Origin of the sequence: Amycolatopsis sp. lyj-346, from assembly GCF_046548975.1 — a bacterium.
In the GTDB taxonomy this organism is placed as follows: domain Bacteria; phylum Actinomycetota; class Actinomycetes; order Mycobacteriales; family Pseudonocardiaceae; genus Amycolatopsis.
In genome coordinates this window covers 30,080-47,235 of record NZ_JAJPWT010000002.1, presented here as the reverse complement: position 1 = coordinate 47,235, position 17,156 = coordinate 30,080, and the positions used below count along the sequence as shown (strand labels likewise).

Annotated in this window: 8 protein-coding genes; 6 read left to right on the top strand and 2 right to left on the bottom strand. The window is 72.8% G+C overall.

The genetic code is table 11. From position 1 onward, the window contains the following. Positions 1-13 precede the first annotated feature (13 nt). The 6 genes from fabD to ACLJQE_RS07545 all read left to right on the top strand — a co-directional run bounded on the left by fabD (position 14) and on the right by ACLJQE_RS07545 (position 14,232). The gene (fabD, locus tag ACLJQE_RS07570; RefSeq protein ID WP_410638383.1) at positions 14-2,215 is read left to right on the top strand and encodes an ACP S-malonyltransferase; all 2,202 of its coding nucleotides are present in this window, start codon (positions 14-16) and stop codon (positions 2,213-2,215) included. A 28-nt stretch (positions 2,216-2,243) separates the two neighbouring features. Beyond that, positions 2,244-3,455, top strand: coding sequence for a cytochrome P450 (locus tag ACLJQE_RS07565; RefSeq protein WP_410638382.1), 1,212 nt, complete (start codon positions 2,244-2,246; stop codon positions 3,453-3,455). A gap of 142 nt (positions 3,456-3,597) precedes the next feature. After that, positions 3,598-10,533 carry an SDR family NAD(P)-dependent oxidoreductase gene (locus ACLJQE_RS07560; RefSeq protein WP_410638381.1) on the top strand — a complete coding sequence of 2,312 codons (6,936 nt, stop codon included), beginning with the start codon at positions 3,598-3,600 and terminating at the stop codon, positions 10,531-10,533. Position 10,534: 1 nt separating this feature from the next. Continuing rightward, positions 10,535-11,743, top strand: coding sequence for a cytochrome P450 (locus ACLJQE_RS07555; protein WP_410638379.1), 1,209 nt, complete (start codon positions 10,535-10,537; stop codon positions 11,741-11,743). 96 nt (positions 11,744-11,839) lie between these two features. Then, on the top strand, positions 11,840-12,691 hold the full coding sequence (locus ACLJQE_RS07550) for an SAM-dependent methyltransferase (protein ID WP_410638378.1): 852 nt from the start codon (positions 11,840-11,842) through the stop codon (positions 12,689-12,691). A 74-nt stretch (positions 12,692-12,765) separates the two neighbouring features. Then, on the top strand, positions 12,766-14,232 hold the full coding sequence (locus ACLJQE_RS07545; protein WP_410638377.1) for an MFS transporter: 1,467 nt from the start codon (positions 12,766-12,768) through the stop codon (positions 14,230-14,232). A gap of 99 nt (positions 14,233-14,331) precedes the next feature. Here the strand turns inward: ACLJQE_RS07545 and ACLJQE_RS07540 are convergent, their stop codons facing one another. Both ACLJQE_RS07540 and ACLJQE_RS07535 read right to left on the bottom strand, forming a co-directional pair. Then, positions 14,332-16,122: a non-ribosomal peptide synthetase gene (locus tag ACLJQE_RS07540; RefSeq protein ID WP_410638375.1), complete on the bottom strand. Its 1,791-nt coding sequence runs from the start codon at positions 16,120-16,122 to the stop codon at positions 14,332-14,334. A 13-nt stretch (positions 16,123-16,135) separates the two neighbouring features. Next, entirely contained in the window at positions 16,136-17,140 is a 1,005-nt protein-coding gene (locus ACLJQE_RS07535) for a TauD/TfdA family dioxygenase (RefSeq protein ID WP_410638374.1), read from the bottom strand. Positions 17,141-17,156: the final 16 nt, after the last annotated feature.

Genomic DNA, 17,156 nt, shown 5'->3' with positions numbered 1-17,156 from the left:
AAGAGGAGGACCGGTGAAAGCGGTGATCTTCCCCGGCCAGGGTGCCCAGGTGAAGGGCATGGGCCGCGAGCTGTTCGACGCCTACCCCGAACAGACCGAGCAGGCTTCGGACCTGCTCGGCTACTCGATCCGCGAACTGTGCCTGGAAGACCCGCGGCGCGAGCTGAACCGCACGGAGTTCACCCAGCCGGCGCTGTTCGTGGTCGGTGCGCTGGCCCACCGCCGGTGGCGCGAGGAAAACGGCGGGGAAGCGGCGTTCTACGCCGGGCACAGCCTCGGCGAGTACTGCGCGCTGCACGCGGCGGGCGCGTTCGACTTCGAGACGGGACTGCGCCTGGTCCGGCGCCGGGGCGAGCTGATGGCCCGGGCCGGCGGCGGCGGGATGATCGCGGTGACCGGCCTCGGCCGCGACCAGGTCACCCAGCTGCTGCGCGAAGGCGGGTTCACCACCCTCGCCGTGGCCAACGACAATTCGCCGGAGCAGTGCGTCGTCTCGGGCGACGCCGAGGCGATCGACGAGCTCGGCACGTACCTGGGGGCCCGCGGGCTCCGCTGGGTGCGGCTGCGCGTGTCCGGCGGGTTCCACTCCGCGCTGATGCGCCCGGCCCAGCAGGAGTTCCGCCGGTGCCTCGGCCGGTTCGACCTCGGCGCGCCCCGGGTGCCGGTGATCGCGAACAGCACGGCGCGCCCGTACCCCGCCGGGGCGACGGCGGGGACGCTCGCCGACCAGATCGTCCAGTCGGTGCGCTGGACCGAAACCGTGCGGTACCTGCTCGACGTCGGCGTCACGGAGTTCGTCGAGCTGGGCGGCACGGTGCTGACGAAGCTGGTCGAGCAGACCCGCGCCGCCTCCCGCGCGCCGTCGCCCGGGCTCCGGGCGCAGAACCTGGGCAGTGCGGTCTTCCGCGAGCGGCACGGCCTGCGCTACGCCTACGTCGCCGGCGGGATGTACCGCGGGATCGCCTCGCCGGAGCTGGTCGCCCGGCTGGGCCGCGCGGGCATGCTCGGGTTCCTCGGCACCGGCGGCCTCGACCCGGTGGAGATCGAGCGCGGGATCAAGGAGGTCCAGTCCGCGCTCGGGCCGGGCGATCCCTACGGCGTCAACTTCATCGCCGGCCACGACGACCCCGCCACCGAGGAGGCCGTGGTGGACGTGCTGCTGCGGCACGGCGTCCGGCTGGTCGAGGCCTCGGCGTTCATCCGGATGACCCCCGCGCTCGTGCGCTACCGGGCCACCGGCCTGCGCCGCGGGCCCGGCGGCGAGCCGGTGTGCGGGCACCGCATCATGGCGAAGGTGTCGCGGCCGGAGGTCGCGGCCGCGTTCATGGCGCCCCCGCCGGAGGCGGTGCTGGAGCGGCTCCGCGCGGACGGCACGCTCACCGCCGAGCAGGCCGAGCTGGCCCGGCGGGTGCCGATGAGCCACGACATCACCGTCGAGGCCGACTCCGGCGGGCACACCGACGGCGGCATCCCGACCGTCCTGCTGCCCGCGCTGCTCGAACTGCGCCGCCGCGTGGAAGCCGAGCACCGCTACGCCGAGCCGATCTGCATGGGCCTGGCCGGCGGGATCGGCACCCCCGCGGCGGTGGCGGCCGCGTTCGTGCTGGGCGCGGACTACGTGCTCACCGGCTCGGTCAACCAGTGCACGGTCGAGGCGGCGACCAGCGACACGGTCAAGGACATGCTGGCCGAGATCGACGTGCAGGACACCGACTACGCCCCGGCCGGGGACATGTTCGAGCTCGGCAGCAAGGTGCAGGTCCTGCGCAAGGGCGTGTTCTTCCCGTCGCGGGGCACCAAGCTGCACGCGCTCTACACCCACCACGACAGCCTCGACGACCTGCCCGCCAAGACCCGCGCGCAGCTGGAGCGCGCCTACTTCCGCAAGCCGCTGGACGAAGTCTGGGCCGACGTCGCCCGGCACCTGCGGGCGACCGGCCGGACCGAGCTGCTGGCGCGGGCCGAGCGGCAGCCGAAGCAGAAGATGGCGCTGGTCTTCCGGCGCTACTTCGGCTACAGCGCCCGGATCGCGCTGGAAGGCACCCCCGGCGACAAGGTCAACTACCAGGTGCACACCGGACCCGCGCTGGGGTCCTTCAACCAGTGGGTGCGGGGCACCCCGCACGAGTCGTGGCGGCACCGGCACGTCGACGAGATCGGCCTGCTGCTGCTGGACGGCGCGGCCGAGCACCTCGCCGCGTTCTCGCGCCCCTGACCTCCCGAGTACCGAAAGGACGGACACCATGATCACCGAATTCGACACCTGGGGCGTGCACGAACGGCAGTTCTGGCTGCGCGGCTCCGTCCCGGAGACGGTCGTCGACTTCGACGCCGGCAGCCGCATGTGGAACGTCTACGGCCACCCCGAGGCGGCGCGGGTGCTGAGCAACCCGAAGCTGTTCTCCTCCAACATGATGCGGCTGATGGCCGCGGAGATCGGCGCGGACGTCGAGGAGGCGCAGGCGGGCGAGCTGCTCTACCTCGACCCGCCGCGGCACACCCGGCTGCGCCGGCTGGTCAACCACGCCTTCACCCCGAAGGTGCTCGCCGACCTCGAGCCGAAGATCGCGCGCCTGACCCACGAGCTGCTCGACGAGGCCGCCGTGACCGACCGGCTGGAGCTGGTGAGCGCGCTGGCCTACCCGCTGCCGGTGATCGTGATCGCCGAGCTGCTCGGCGTGCCCGCGAGCGACCGCGACCTGTTCCGGAAGTGGGCCGAGTCCCTGATCCCGACGGCGTCCGGCTCGGACGTTTCGCTGGTCGGCCGGTTCGAAGGCCAGGAGCAGGTCACCGAGACGACCATCCAGCAGCGCAAGGAGTTCGGCGAATACCTGGCCGACTACATCGAGGACCGGCGCCGCACCCCGCGCGAAGACCTGCTGAGCGGGCTCGTGCACGCCGAGGTCGAAGGGGAACGGCTCAGCGACAAGGAAATCGCGACGCTGGCCGACGTGCTGCTGCTGGCCGGGCACGTGACCACCACGATGTTGCTGGGCAACACCATCCTGTGCCTCGACGCCCACCGCGACGAGTTCGCCCGCGTCCGCGCCGACCGCTCGCGGCTGCCGGACGTGATCGAGGAGTCGCTGCGCTACCTCCCGCCGTTCGCGGTGACGTCGCGGGTGACCACGGCCGAGGCCGAGGTCGGCGGCGTCACGATTCCGCCCGATCAGCTGGTGATGGTCTGGCTCGGCGCCGCCAACCGGGACCCGCGGGTGTTCGACGACCCGGTGGAGTTCCGGCCTGGGCGCGACCCCAACCCGCACCTGACGTTCTCGCGGGGCATCCACTACTGCATCGGGGCCGGTCTCGCCCGGCTGGAGGGCCGGATCGCGCTGGACATCCTGTTCGACCGCTTCGCCGAGATCGCCACCCTTCCGGACGAACCGCCGCAGTTCGTCCGCAGCTCGCAGATGCTCAACGCGCACACCGTGCCGCTGGCCGTCTCGGCGTGAGCGGTCATGTCCGATTTGCCGGAAATACCGGCCGGGGGTGCGGGCCCGGGAACGAGCGGGATCGAACCGGGAACCGGTTGCGTCACCCTGATTTCCGGCCCTCGAGCAGCCATCAGCGCGACGACCGCGAACGGAGCCTGACATGAGCCACCGCGTCAGTTCGGTGACCCAGCTGTACGAGCTGGTCAGCCGGGGCCGGATCGACAAGGCCGAGGCCGTGCGCCTGGCCAAGCAGCTGAAGGGGGACAAGCCGCCGAAGGGCGCCGGGGTCGATCCGGACGTGCTGCGGGACCGCGTCTGCGACGTGCTCGCCGACCAGGTCCGGCGGCTGCTCAAGGTGAGCCCCGAGGACCTCGACGCCGACGTCGAGCTGAGCGAGTACGGGCTCGACTCGGTCGTCATCAGCCACCTGGTGAGCATGGTCAACGACGCGCTGGGCTCGGACCTCAAGCCCACCGCGCTGTTCGAGCACCCCACCCTGCGGGCCCTGGCCGCGCACCTCGCCGCCGAGCACGGCGCGGGTCTGGCCGACCGCCTCGGCCTGCGCCCGGCACCGGCCCCGCCGGTGCGCGAGCCCGTCCGCCAGGCTCCCGAGCGCGACGCGGTCTCCCGGCAGGCCCCGGCCGACCGGCCCGCGACGGCGGAGCCGATCGCGATCATCGGCGTGAGCGGCCGCTTCCCGCAGGCCGACGACCTCGACGCGTTCTGGCGCAACCTGGCCGAAGGGCGCGACTGCGTCGGCGAGGTCCCCGCCGACCGGTGGGACTGGCGCGAGCTGTACGGCGACGCCTTCGACGAGGCCGGCCGCACCACCGTGAAGTGGGGCGGGTTCATGGACGGCGTCGCCGACTTCGACCCGGAGTTCTTCGGCATCGCGCCCCGGGAAGCGCAGCTGATGGACCCGCAGCACCGGCTGCTGATGCTCTACGTCTGGAAGGCGCTGGAGGACGCGGGGTACGCGGCGGACGCGCTGGCCGGCTCGGACCTGGGCATCATCGTGGGCACCGCGGTCACCGGGTACCACCGCCTGATCGACGCGCACGCCCGTGGCGCGGACGGCGTGGCGGCCACGGCCACGGTGCCGTCCATCGGTCCCCACCGGATGAGCTTCTTCCTGGACGTGCACGGCCCGAGCGAGCCGGTCGAAACGGCCTGCTCCAGCTCGCTGGTCGCGCTGCACCGGGCGGTTTCGGCGCTGGAGCGCGGGGAGTGCTCGCTCGCCGTGGCCGGCGGGGTCAACACGGTTCCGGTGCCCGACGGCCACATCAGCTTCGGCCGGGCCGGGATGCTGAGCGAGGACGGTCGCAGCAAGACCTTCTCCGCCGACGCGGACGGCTACGCGCGGGGCGAGGGTGTCGGGATGCTGGTGCTGAAGCGGCTGTCGGCGGCCGAGCGCGACGGCGACCACATCCACGGGGTGATCCGCGCGACCGCGGTGAACCACGGCGGCCGGGCGAACTCGCTGACCGCGCCGAACCCGCGGGCGCAGGCGGCGGTGGTCCGCGACGCCTACCGCCGCGCGGGGATCGACCCGCGCACGGTCGGCTACATCGAGGCGCACGGCACCGGCACGAAACTCGGCGACCCGGTGGAGGTCGACGGCCTCAAGGAGGCGTTCCGCGAGCTGTACGCCGACTTCGGGGCCGATTTTGGGGCCGATGTCGCGGCCGCCCACTGCGGGATCGGCTCGGTCAAGACCAACATCGGGCACCTGGAGCTGGCGGCCGGCGTGGCCGGCGTGCTGAAGGTGCTGCTGCAGCTGAAGCACCGCACGCTCGTCGAAAGCCTGCACTGCGAGACCGTGAACCCGTACGTCGAGCTGGACGGCAGCCCGTTCTTCCTGGTGCGCGAGAAGCGGCCGTGGGCCGCGCCGGTCGGCGCCGACGGCGCCGAGCTGCCCCGCCGGGCCGGGATCAGCTCGTTCGGCTTCGGCGGCGCGAACGCGCACGTCGTGCTCGAGGAGTACCGCGCGCCCGCCGAGGTACACGAGGTGCGCGGGGGAGCGGGCCCGTTCGCCATCGTCCTGTCGGCCCGCGAACCCGCCACCCTGGTGGCCCGCGCGCGGCAGCTGCTCGCCTGGATCGACGACCGCGGCCTCGGCGACGACGACCTGGCGAGCCTGGCCTACACCCTCCAGGTCGGCCGGGTCGCGATGCCGGAACGGCTGGCCTTCACCGCCGAGACGATCGAGGACCTGCGCCGCACCCTCCGGGCGTTCGCCGACGGCGACGAGCCGGCCGGCCTCCACCGCGGCCGGCCCCGGCCGGACGCGGTGTGGCGGGTGCTCGCCGGCGACGAGGACATCGCCGCCGCGATGGACACCTGGGTCGCCAAGGGCAAATTGCCGCGGCTGCTCGAGCTGTGGGCCGCCGGGTTCGACTTCGACTGGCGGCGTCTGCACGGCGGCACGCCGCCGCGCCGGGTGCCGCTGCCGGCCTATCCGTTCAACCTGCGTCGCTTCTGGATCGCCGACCACGGCACCCGGGCTGTTCCAGAGCCCACCGCCGAGGCCGCGCGTCAGCAGGCCGCGCGGCCGGGGGTGCTCGACGGCAGCGAGTTCTACCTGCGCGACCACCGCCTGCGCGGCGTCCCGACGTTGCCCGCCGTGGCGTACCTGGAACTGGCGCGCGAAGCGCTCGCCGGGCCCGGGACGGGCGTCCGGCTCCACGACGTCCGCTGGCTGCGGCCGATCGAGGTGACCGGGCCGCGGCGCGTCGAGGTGCGCCTCGAACCGGCCGACGGGACCGGACGCCGCGCGTTCGAGGTCCGCGTCGACGGGGACGAGACGGTCTACGCCCAGGGGACCGGCGAAGCCCTCGCCGGGCCGGCCCGGGAAACCGTGGCTGTCGAACGGCTCCGGGACGAATGCGCCCACAGCCTGGACGCGTCCGGGTTCTACCGCACGTACGAGCGCATCGGCATGGACTACGGCCCGGCGCTGCGGGCCGTCCGCTCGCTGCACTACGACGACGGCATCGCCGTGGCCCGGCTGAGCCTGCCGCGCGAGGCCGAGTCGCCGCTCGTGCTCAACCCCAGCCTGCTCGACGGCGCGCTGCAGGCCGTCCTGGGCGTCTGGCTGGGCGAGGACGACGGCACGGCGGGCCGGCTCGCGCTGCCGTTCGCGGTGCGGGAGGTCGAAGTGCGGGCCGCGACCCCCGCCGACGGCTGGGTCGTCGTCCGCGGCACCGACGGCGACCGCGGCGGCGAGGTGCGCCGGCTGGACGTCGACGTGTGCGACGCCGACGGGCTCGTCTGCGTCCGCATGACCGGCTTCCGCACCCGGACCCTGCCGACGGCGGAGGCGCCCGAAGCCGCCCGGACCAGCCTGCTGACGCCGGTGTGGGACGCGACCGCCGTGGACCCGGCTCCGCAGTGGCCCGCCGGGCGTGCCCGGGTGGCCCTGTTCGGCGGCACCCCGGAAGACCAGGCCGGGTTCCGGCGTCGCTGCCCGGACACCACGGTGCTCGGCGCCGACGACCCGGTCCCCGCCGGGACCGAGCACGTCGTGGTGCTCGCCCCGGTGGCGGCGCCGACCGCCTTCCGGCTCGTCAAGGCGGCTCTGGCGACCGGCGCCGAGGCCCGGGAGCTCGGCTGGACGGTGGTCACCAAGCAGGCCCGGCTGCTGCCGGGCGACACCGCGGCCGAGCCCGTCTCCGCCGGGCTGCACGGGCTGTTCGGCGCGCTGGCCAAGGAATACCCGCACTGGCCGGTGCGGGTGGTGGACGTCCCCGGCGACGCCCCGGTGCCCTGGGACGACGTGCTCGCGCTGCCGCCCGAGCCGGACGGCGCGCTGCGGGCGCGCCGCACCGGGGAGTGGTACCGGCAGCGCCTGCTGGAGGTGACCGGGCCCGTCCCGGTCGAGCCGGAGCCGGCGAGCCTGCAGCCCGACGACGTCGTCGTGGCCATCGGCGGCGCCGGCGGCATCGGCACCGTGTGGACCGAGCACATGATGCGCCGGCACAAGGTGCGGGTGGTGTGGATCGGACGGCGGCCCCTGGACGCGGGCATCGAAGCCCGCCGCCGACGGCTCGCCGTCCACGGCCCCCAGCCGGACTACGTCCAGGCCGACGCCACCGACCCAGCGGCGCTGCGGCGGGCCCGTGACGAGATCGTGCGCCGCCACGGCCCGGTGCGCGGCGTGCTGCACTCCGCCGTCGTGCTCGGGGACCGGAGCCTGGCCCGGATGGACGAAGCGCAGTTCTCCGCCGCCTACGCGGCCAAGGCGGACGTGGCGGTGAACATCGCCGACGCCTTCGCGGGCGAGCCGCTGGACTTCGTCGTGGTCTTCTCGTCGCTGCAGTCGTTCCTCGTCTCACCCGGGCAGGCCAACTACGCCGCCGGCTGCACCTTCGCCGACGCCTGGGCCGAGCACCTGGGCACCCGGCTCGGCTGTCCCGTCAAGGTCGTCAACTGGGGTTACTGGGGCGGGGTCGGCGTCGTCGCCGACGAGGCCCACCGGGCGCGGATGACCCGGGCCGGGGTGGGTTCGATCGAGCCCGCCGAAGGGATGGCCACCTACGAGACGCTGATGGGCTCGCGTCACCCGCGGCTGGCGCTGGTGAAGGTGACGGACACGCACGCGATCGGCGAGCTGCGGGCGGACGAGGTGCTGGAGCAGCTCGACGCCCGGTCCCCGGCGCTGGTCACCGCCCTGCGCGAGGACCGGCCCGACCGCGCGGAGGAGACCGCCCGGCTCCGGCGGAAGGTCGGCGGGCACGGCGCGGCACTGGACGCCGCTCTGCTGCGCGCCGGCTGGGCCGTGCTGCGCTCGCTCGGCCTGTTCGAGCCCGGCGACGCGGCCACCGCGGCGGAATGGCGGGCCCGCGGCGGAATCACGGCGCAGTACGAACGCTGGTTGCGGCACACCCTCGACGTGCTGACCGAGGCCGGCCACCTGCGCCGCGACGACGAAGGCCGGTACAGCGCCGCGAGTGAGCCTGCCGTGGCCACCGAAGACGCTTGGGCCGCCTGGGAACGCGACCGCGACGGCTGGCTGGCCGAGGCGAGCACCCGGGCGCAGGCCACGCTCGCCGACACCGCGCTGCGCGCCCTAGCGGACGTCCTGACCGGCCGCCGCCCGGCCACCGACGTGCTGTTCCCGGATTCGTCGGTCGAGCTCGTCGAAGGCGTCTACAAGGCCAACCCGGTCGCCGACCACTTCAACGGCGTGCTGGCCGAAACGCTCGTCGGCTACGTCCGGCGCCGCGTCGCCGAGGACCCCGATGCGCGGCTGCGCATCCTGGAGATCGGCGCGGGCACCGGCGGCACCAGCGAAACCGTGTTCCGCCACCTGCGGCCGTGGCGCGACCACGTCGAAACCTATTGCTACACCGACATTTCCCAGGCGTTCCTGCAGCACGCCCGGCGCGAGTTCGGCGAGACGACGCCGTACCTCGACACCCGCCTGTTCGACGTCGAGCACCCGCCCGCCGGGCAGGAGATCCCGGTCGGCGGCTTCGACGTCGCCATCGCCACGAACGTGCTGCACGCCACCCGCGACATCCGCGCCACCCTGCGGCACACCAAGGCCACCTTGCGCGCCAACGGGATCCTGCTGCTCAACGAGCTCAGCGGCGGCAGCCTGTTCAGCCACTTCACCTTCGGCCTCCTGGACGGCTGGTGGCGCCACGACGACCCGGCGCCGCGCGTTCCCGGCACGCCGTTGCTGACTCCGGCCACGTGGCAGCGGCTGCTGACCGAAGCGGGCTTCCGCGGCGCGTTCCCCGCCGCCGACGGCGCCGAGGGCCTCGGCCAGCAGGTGCTCGTCGCCGAAAGCGACGGCGTGATCCGCCGGCCGCGACCGGTGGTCGCGGCGGCGCCGGCGGCCCCGGCTGCCGCTTCCGCTCCGGCGTCCGCCGCGTTCGCCGACCGCGTGGCGGAGCTGCTGGCCGGCGTGCTGGAGATGGACCCCGCCCGGCTGGACCCGGACGTGCCCCTGCGCCGCTACGGCTTCGACTCGATCTTCATGGCCCAGTTCCTGTCCCAGGTGAAGCGGCACCTCGACGAGACGGCGTCGCTGGACGTCATCGCCGAGTGCGAAACGCTGCGCGACATCGTCGCCCGGCTCGGCGTGCCGGGGGCCGCGGAGGAGCAGTCGGCGCCGGTGGCTCCGGCGCCGGTGCCCGCCCCGCAACCGTTGGTGGAGGCGGACTTCCCCGAGCTGGTCCGGATGAACCGGGGCGGCGCCGGCCGCCCGGTGTTCTGGATCCACCACGGCAACGGCGGGGTCGAGTCCTACCAGCCGCTGGCGCAGCGCTGCCGACGGCCCTTCTACGGGATCCGGCCGAAGGGCTGGACGGAGTCCGGGGAAATCCTCGGCGGCCAGGTGGCGATGGCGAAGCACTACGCGTCGCTCATCCGCGCGGTGCAGCCCGAGGGGCCCTACGACATCGGCGGGTTCTCCGTGGGCGGCCTCCTGGCCTACGAGGTCGTCCGGCAGCTGCAGCTGCAGGGCGCCGAAGTGGACACGCTGGTCATGCTCGACACCCTCGACGCGGCGGCGACCAACCGCGTCAACGCCATCATCCGGGGCGGCCGGACCGAGCCGGACGCGGTGGCCAAGGTCAGCGCGTTCCGCGCGGTCAACCTCGTGCTGGGGAACAACCGCCTGGACGCCAAGGACGGCACCCCCATCCTGCACCGCGGCGAGGTGGACCCCGGCCTGCCCTACCCGGAGTTCTTCGACTCGCTGATCACGGCCGCGCTGGCCGCCGGGATCACCAAGACCGAGACCCAGCTGCGCACGCAGGTCAAACAGCTGGCGCGCTTCCTCGAACGGCAGCACACCGACGACCACGTCGCCGAGCCGCTGCCGCGGCCGGACGCGGTGCGCTGCTACTACGTCCGCAACGGCAGCGGCCGGTTCTTCGGCGGCTACGAGGACTACATGGTGCTCTTCCCGAACCCCGGCCTGCCGGGGCTGGACGGCGTCGAGTACTGGCGCGAGTGGGAGGAGCGGATCGACGACTTCTTCGTCACCGACGTCGACACCGCGAGCCACACCGACGTGATGACGGCGCCCCAGTCGCTGGACAAGGTGCTGCGGCTGTGCGACGCGCTCTACGGAAAGGAAGCCTGACATGATCCCCAAGTTCGACGAGTGGGGGGTCGACGAGCGCCAGTTCTGGCTGCGCGGCATCGAGCCCGGAAAAGTCGTCGACTACGACCCGGACACCCGGATGTGGCACGTCTACGGCCACCCGGAGATCGTGCGGCTGCTCAGCAAGCCGCAGGTGTTCTCCTCGAACCTGCAGCGGCTGATGGCGCCCGAAATCGGGGTCGACAACCCCGAGGAGGCCTACGACGAGCTCCTCTACCTGGATCCGCCGGCGCACACCCGGCTGCGCAAGCTGGTCAGCCACGCGTTCACGGCCAAGGTCGTGGCCGACCTGGAGCCCAAGATCGCGGCGCTGACGCACGAACTGCTCGACGAGGCCGGGGCCTCGGGCCGGCTGGAGCTGGTCAGCGCGCTGGCCTACCCGCTGCCGGTCATCGTGATCTGCGAGCTGCTCGGCATCCCCGCCGAAGACCGCGAGCTGTTCCGCAAGCAGGCCGAGTCGCTGATGCCGGCCACCGCGGACGACGTGCAGCTGGTCGGCCGCTTCGAAGGCCAGGAAGAGGTCACCAAGACGGTCATCGAGCGGCACCGGGAGTTCGCCGGGTACCTGCAGCAGTTCATCGACGACCGGCGGAAACAGCCGCGGGAGGACCTGCTCAGCGGGCTCGTGCACGCCGAGGTCGAGGGGCAGCGCCTGAGCGACAAGGAGGTCGCGGGCCTCGTCGACACGCTGCTGCTCGCCGGGCACCTCAACACGACGATGATGCTGAGCAACACGGTCCTGTGCCTCGACGCGCACCCGGAGGAGTTCCGGCGCACCCGCCGTGACCGCTCCCGCCTGCCCGGCGTGATCGAGGAATCCCTGCGCTACCTGCCGCCGTTCTCGGTGACCTCCCGGGTGACCGTGGCCGAGACGGAGCTGGGCGGCGTCACGATCCCGCCCGACCAGCTGGTGATGGTGTGGCTGGCCCCGGCCAACCGCGACTCCCGGGTGTTCGAGGCCCCGGCGGAGTTCCGCCCGGAGCGCCACCCCAACCCGCACCTGACGTTCTCGCGGGGCATCCACTTCTGCATCGGCGCCGGGCTGGGCCGGCTGGAAGGGCGCGTGGCCCTCGACGTCCTGTTCGACCGCTTCCCCGAACTGGCCACCGTGCCCGGCGACCCGCCCCGGTTCATCCGGACCGACCAGATGTTCAACGCCCACACCGTGCCACTCGCCGTCTCCGCCTGAACGACCCGAGGGAGGAGTGCAGAACCCCGAGAAACCGGAACAGACAATCCGCGGCCGTTTCCCTTACCCCTCCACAATTCTTGCCTAGGAGAAGCCATGACCACTGACGTCACCCTGCCCAAGCCCGAAGAAGTCGGCACGTTCTACGACGCGACCAACGACCTGATGACCCGGTTCCTCGGCGGCAGCACGCACTACGGCTACTGGACCGGGCCGGACGACGAGAGCACGTTCGAGCAGGCGGCGGACCGGCTCACCGACATCCTGGCCGGCAAGCTGGGGGCGAAGCCGGGCGACCAGGTGCTCGACGTCGGCTGCGGCCAGGGACGCCCGGGCGTGCGGACGGCGGTCCGGACCGGGGCCGACCTGACCGGGATCTCGATCAGCGCCCGCGACGTCGAGGTTTCGAACGCCCGCGCCGAGCGGGAAGGCGTCGCCGACCGGGTGCGGTTCCAGCGCGCCGACGCCATGGACCTGCCCTTCGAGGACAGCTCGTTCGACCACGCCTTCGCGCTGGAGTCGATCGTGTGCGTGCCGGACCGCGTCCGGGCGCTCCAGGAGATCGCCCGGGTGGTGCGGCCGGGCGGCACGGTCGCGCTCACCGACTTCAGCGACCGGGACCCCGAGGCCAACGCGAAGAAGAAGGAAGCGCTGGCGGAGGTGGGCGAATCGTGGCACACCGCGCCGCTGGTCACCGAAGGGGACTACCCGGTCTTCGCCGCCGCGGCCGGCCTGGAGGTCGTCGAGGTCACCGACATCACCCTCAACACGAGGTACACCGAGGAGCGGTTCTACGGGCCGCTGCGCGAGTACGCCGAGCACAACGAGGTGCCGCCGGAGGTCGAACAGGTCCTGGCGATCGCCCCCAGCCCCGAAGAGCTGCGGGCGATGAGCGAGGGCGCGCCCTCGGTCGGCGTGCTCCTCGTCGTCCTGCGCAAGCCGGCCTAGGGACCCTGGGTCGCCCGGCTGGAGGCCGGAGCCGGCCTCCAGCCGGGCGACGTCGAGCACAGAAAGGAAGGCACATGTCCGAGGATCGCGCCGTCGCCGGGACGGCGCAGGCGCCCGGCCCGCTCGCGCCGGACCCCCGGCGCTGGGTGCTGCTGGCCGTGGTGGTCACCGCGCAGCTGCTGGTGGTGCTGGACGCCACCGTGATCAACATCGCGCTGCCGTCGGCGCAGCAGGCGCTGCACATCGCCGACGCGGACCGGCAGTGGGGCATCACCGCGTACACGCTGACGTTCGGCGGGCTGCTGCTGCTCGGCGGGCGCGTCGCCGACTACGCGGGCCGCAAACGGGTGTTCCTGATCGGCCTGGCCGGCTTCGCCGTCGCCTCCGCGCTGAGCGGAGCGGCCACCAGCGCGTGGATGCTGTTCGCCGGCCGCGGGCTGCAGGGCGTGTTCGGCGCGCTGCTCGCGCCCGCCGCGCTGTCGCTGATCACGGTCACCTTCACCGAAGCGCACGAGCGCGCCAAGGCGTTCGGCATCTTCGGCGCGGTCAGCGGAGCGGGCGCCGCGGCCGGCGCGCTCGTCGGCGGCGTGCTCACCGAGTACGCCAGCTGGCGCTGGTGCCTGTTCTTCAACGTCCCGGTCGTCCTGGTCGCGTTCGCCGTCGCGGTGCCGAACCTGCGGGAGAGCCGGATCGAGGGCCGCGCGCACTACGACGTCGCCGGGGCCCTGCTGGGCACCGCCGCCCTGATCACGCTGGTCTACGGGTTCACCACCGCGGCGGACGAGGGCTGGGGGTCGAGCCGGACACTGGGCCTGATCGCGGCCGCCCTGGTGCTGCTGATCGCGTTCGTCGTCGTCGAGCGGCGCGTGCGCACCCCGCTGCTGCCGCTGCGGGTGGTGCTCGACCGCGACCGAGGAGTCGCCTACCTGACGTCGGTCCTGCTCGGCATCGGGAGCATGGGCATGTTCCTGTTCATGATGTACTACGTCCAGCAGACGCTGGGGTACACCGCGCTGCAGGCGGGGATCATCTTCCTGCCGTTCCCGGTCTGCGTGGTGCTGACCGCGACGTACACCGCGAAGCTGCTGCCCCGCTTCGGCGCGCGGGCCCTCATGACGACGGGCGCGGCGCTGGCCGCGGTGGCCGTGCTGGCTCTGACCCTGCTGGAACCGGATTCGTCGTACTTCGGGCTGATCCTGCCGGTGCTGGTCGTGATGAGCGTGGGGATGGGCCTGGTGTACACACCGATGAACAACGTCGCGCTGAGTGGCATCGACCTCGCGGACGCGGGGGTGGCGAGCGCGCTGGTGAACACCTCCCAGCAGATCGGCGGTTCCCTCGGCGTCGCCCTGCTCAACACGATCTTCACCACGTCGGTCGCCGCGTACCTCGCCACACCGGGCACCACACCGGACCCGACAGCGGCGACGATGCACGGGTACCACCAGGCGTTCGCGGTCAGCGCGGCACTCCTCGCGGCGAGCGCGGTGCTGGTGTTCGCGTTCGTACGAGCGCTGCCGAAGTCGTCCTTCGGTGCGTGAGACGCACCCCGACCGATCGCCCTGTGGTGCCGTCGTCGCGGCGGAGTACGGCGAGCACGGTGACCTGCGGGAAGTCTCAACCGCTCACGGGCGGGAGAGTCAACTTGGGTTGACGGCTGGTCGGCCCTGTGAACACAGCAGGGGAGGAGCGGATGCCCGGCAGGCGGTGATCTTCGCGACGTGCCGGGCCAGATCGCGCAGGCGGGGGAGCTGGTAGACCGTCGTCGACGGAAGCTGCACTCCCCATTCCCGCTTGATCGCCGCCACGACGTGCAGGGCGAGCAGGGAATGGCCGCCGAGAGCGAAGAAGTCGTCGGTCGCGTGCACGTGCTCGCGACCGAGGAGCTCCGCCCAGATCTGCGCGATGAGCGTTTCCACCGGCCCGGCCGGCAGCTGATCTTCGACGCCCGGTGCCTCGCTGGACTCCTCGAACGTGGGGGTGGGCAGGGTGGCCGTGTCCACCTTGCCGCTCGCGGTGCGCGGCAGCTCGCGCATCGGCACGAAGGCGGCCGGCACCATGAACGCGGGCAGCCGGGCGGCGGCGTGCTCGCGCAGCCGGGCCGCCGGGACGGCTCCGAGGCAGTACGCCACGAGCACCCGGCCGCGGTGGGGATCGTCGTGGACGACCACGACGGCGGACGCGACACCGGGATGCGTGGCGAGCACGGCCTCGATCTCCGCCGGCTCGATCCGGAAGCCGTGGATCTTGACCTGCCGGTCGGCACGCCCGAGGAACTCGAGTTCGCCGTCGTCCGACCGGCGGACCCGGTCCCCGGTGCGGTACATGCGGGAGCCGTCGCCGGCGAACGGGTCGGCGAGGAACCGCTCCGCGGTGCGGGAGGGGCGCCCGCGATAGCCGTGCGCGACACCTGGGCCGGCGAGGTAGAGCTCACCGGTGCGGACCGGTTCGAGTGCGTTGCCGAGCACGTAGGTCCGCACGCCGGGCAGAGCCCGTCCGATCGTCGGCCGGGTGCCGGTGATCCAGGCCGCCGTCGAGTCCACGGTGCATTCCGTCGGACCGTAGAGGTTGACCGCGCGCACCGCATCGCCGGTTGCCAGATCCGTCCACATGCGGGGCGGGATGGGCTCACCGCCGACGAACAGCCGAAGCGGCTGCCGGACGTGGTCGCGCAGCACCTGCCAGTGCGAGGGCGTCACGTCCAAGTCCGTCACACCGTGGTCGGCGAGGAACTCCGCCAGGCGCTGCGGATCCCTGCGCACCTCCTCGTCGAGAAGCACGATCGTGTCGCCCCGGCAGACCCGTGTCCACTGCTGGACCGAGGCGTCGAACGAAACGCTGGCGTTCCAGGCCACCCGTGCTCCGGCCGCCGGGTAGACCCCAGACCGTTCGAGGCTCGCCATCAGATGGGTCAACGACTTCCGGCCGACCTGGACCCCCAGGGGGGTGCCGGTGGATCCGGAAGTGAAGATCACGTAGGCGAGCTCGTCGGAGTGGCCGCTTTCGGAACGTGGCGCCGGCGAGGGTTCCGGAGCCTCCGCCGCTGACTCGTCCACCCGGATCGCCGGCACTCCGAACAACGACGGAGCTGCGGTGCCGTCGGTCAGCACGGCGCACATTCCCGTGGTGGAAGCCATGTGGTGCAGGCGTTCCGGCGGGTACACCGGGTCCATCGGGACGAACGCGGCGCCCAGCCGCCACACCGCCAGCAACGCCACCAGCAGCTCACCGCGGCGTGGCAGGCAGATGCCGATCAGGTCGCCCCGGCCGACGCCGTGGTGGTGCAGGGTCCGGGCCAGCCCGTCGATCCGGTCGGCCAGTTCGGCGTAGGTGAGCGTGCCGCCCGCTGCCACTACGGCGAGATCCCCGGGGCGGAGCGCCACTACCTCGCGCAGGCGTGCCATCAGGTCGGTATCCGCGGTCGTCGGCATGCCCCTTCCTCCCTCAGCTCAGGCCCGCTGCGGCGGGTACGGTCGGCGCGCAGTCCACCAGCGCGACGGGATCGCCCATCGCCACCGCGATCCTGCGGTCGCCGCGGAACGGATCTCGTCCGTGCGCGGCCAGGATGTTGTCGACGATCATCACGTCCCCCGGCTGCCACGGCTCGCGCACCGTGGCCGCGTCGTACGCGGCGTTCAGCGTGGCCACCTCGGCCTCGGTCAGTTCGGCGCCGTCGCCCAACGACGTCGCGAACGGCAACCCGTCCGCGCCGAACTCGGACTCGAGCACGTCCCGGATGCTGTCGTCGAGCGAGAACCGGTTCCAGAACGCGACGTGGTTGAACCACACGGCGGCGCCGGTCCGCGGGTGGTGGATGATCGCCGAGCGCACCTGAGTGGTGTGGAGTGAACCGTCCGTGCCCCACTGCGGGCCGATCACGTTCTGCCGGCAGTACTGCTCGACATCCGCTCGCGACTCGGTGCCGAACGCGGTCCGCCACGGCAGCGAGAGGTGCTCGCTGTAGTTGCGCCGCAACGCCCAGCCGTGTTCGCGGAACCGGTGCGCGAGCTCGCCGGGGAGCTCGGCCAGGACGCGGCGGCAGTCGGCGGTCGGCGTCGCGCCACCCTCGCGGGGTGCCTCGAGGCAGCAGAAGAGCAGGATGCCGGGAAAGGTCATCGTGTAGCTGTTCTCGTTGTGCATCCGGATCCGCTGTGCGGCCGGCAGGTCCGTCGAGGAGTAGACGTCGTCGCCGAAGGCGCTGCGCGGGGTCGCCTTCTCCCGGTAGGGCGCGCGCGACGAGACCACGCAGTCTCGCACCACGGCGAAGTCCTCTGTCCCGCGGATCGGCAGGCCGCGGAGGAAGACCACACCGTGCTCGTCAAGCGCCGCACGCAGCCCCGGGCGGCGGTGCCGAAGCCAGGTCGTCGCCTGTTCCATGCTGTCTACTCCGGACACCTCGACCAGCGCCGGAGCTCCGGGCGTCATCCGGAGGTCCACCTGTGTGCTCATCGTCGTTCGCATGGTC

Coding starts and splice junctions, on each gene's coding strand:
- ACLJQE_RS07540 (WP_410638375.1), bottom strand. CDS start 16,122: ATGCCGACGACCGCGGATACCGACCTGATGGCACGCCTGCGCGAGGTA.
- ACLJQE_RS07545 (WP_410638377.1), top strand. CDS start 12,766: ATGTCCGAGGATCGCGCCGTCGCCGGGACGGCGCAGGCGCCCGGCCCG.
- ACLJQE_RS07555 (WP_410638379.1), top strand. CDS start 10,535: ATGATCCCCAAGTTCGACGAGTGGGGGGTCGACGAGCGCCAGTTCTGG.
- ACLJQE_RS07565 (WP_410638382.1), top strand. CDS start 2,244: ATGATCACCGAATTCGACACCTGGGGCGTGCACGAACGGCAGTTCTGG.
- ACLJQE_RS07550 (WP_410638378.1), top strand. CDS start 11,840: ATGACCACTGACGTCACCCTGCCCAAGCCCGAAGAAGTCGGCACGTTC.
- ACLJQE_RS07560 (WP_410638381.1), top strand. CDS start 3,598: ATGAGCCACCGCGTCAGTTCGGTGACCCAGCTGTACGAGCTGGTCAGC.
- ACLJQE_RS07535 (WP_410638374.1), bottom strand. CDS start 17,140: ATGAGCACACAGGTGGACCTCCGGATGACGCCCGGAGCTCCGGCGCTG.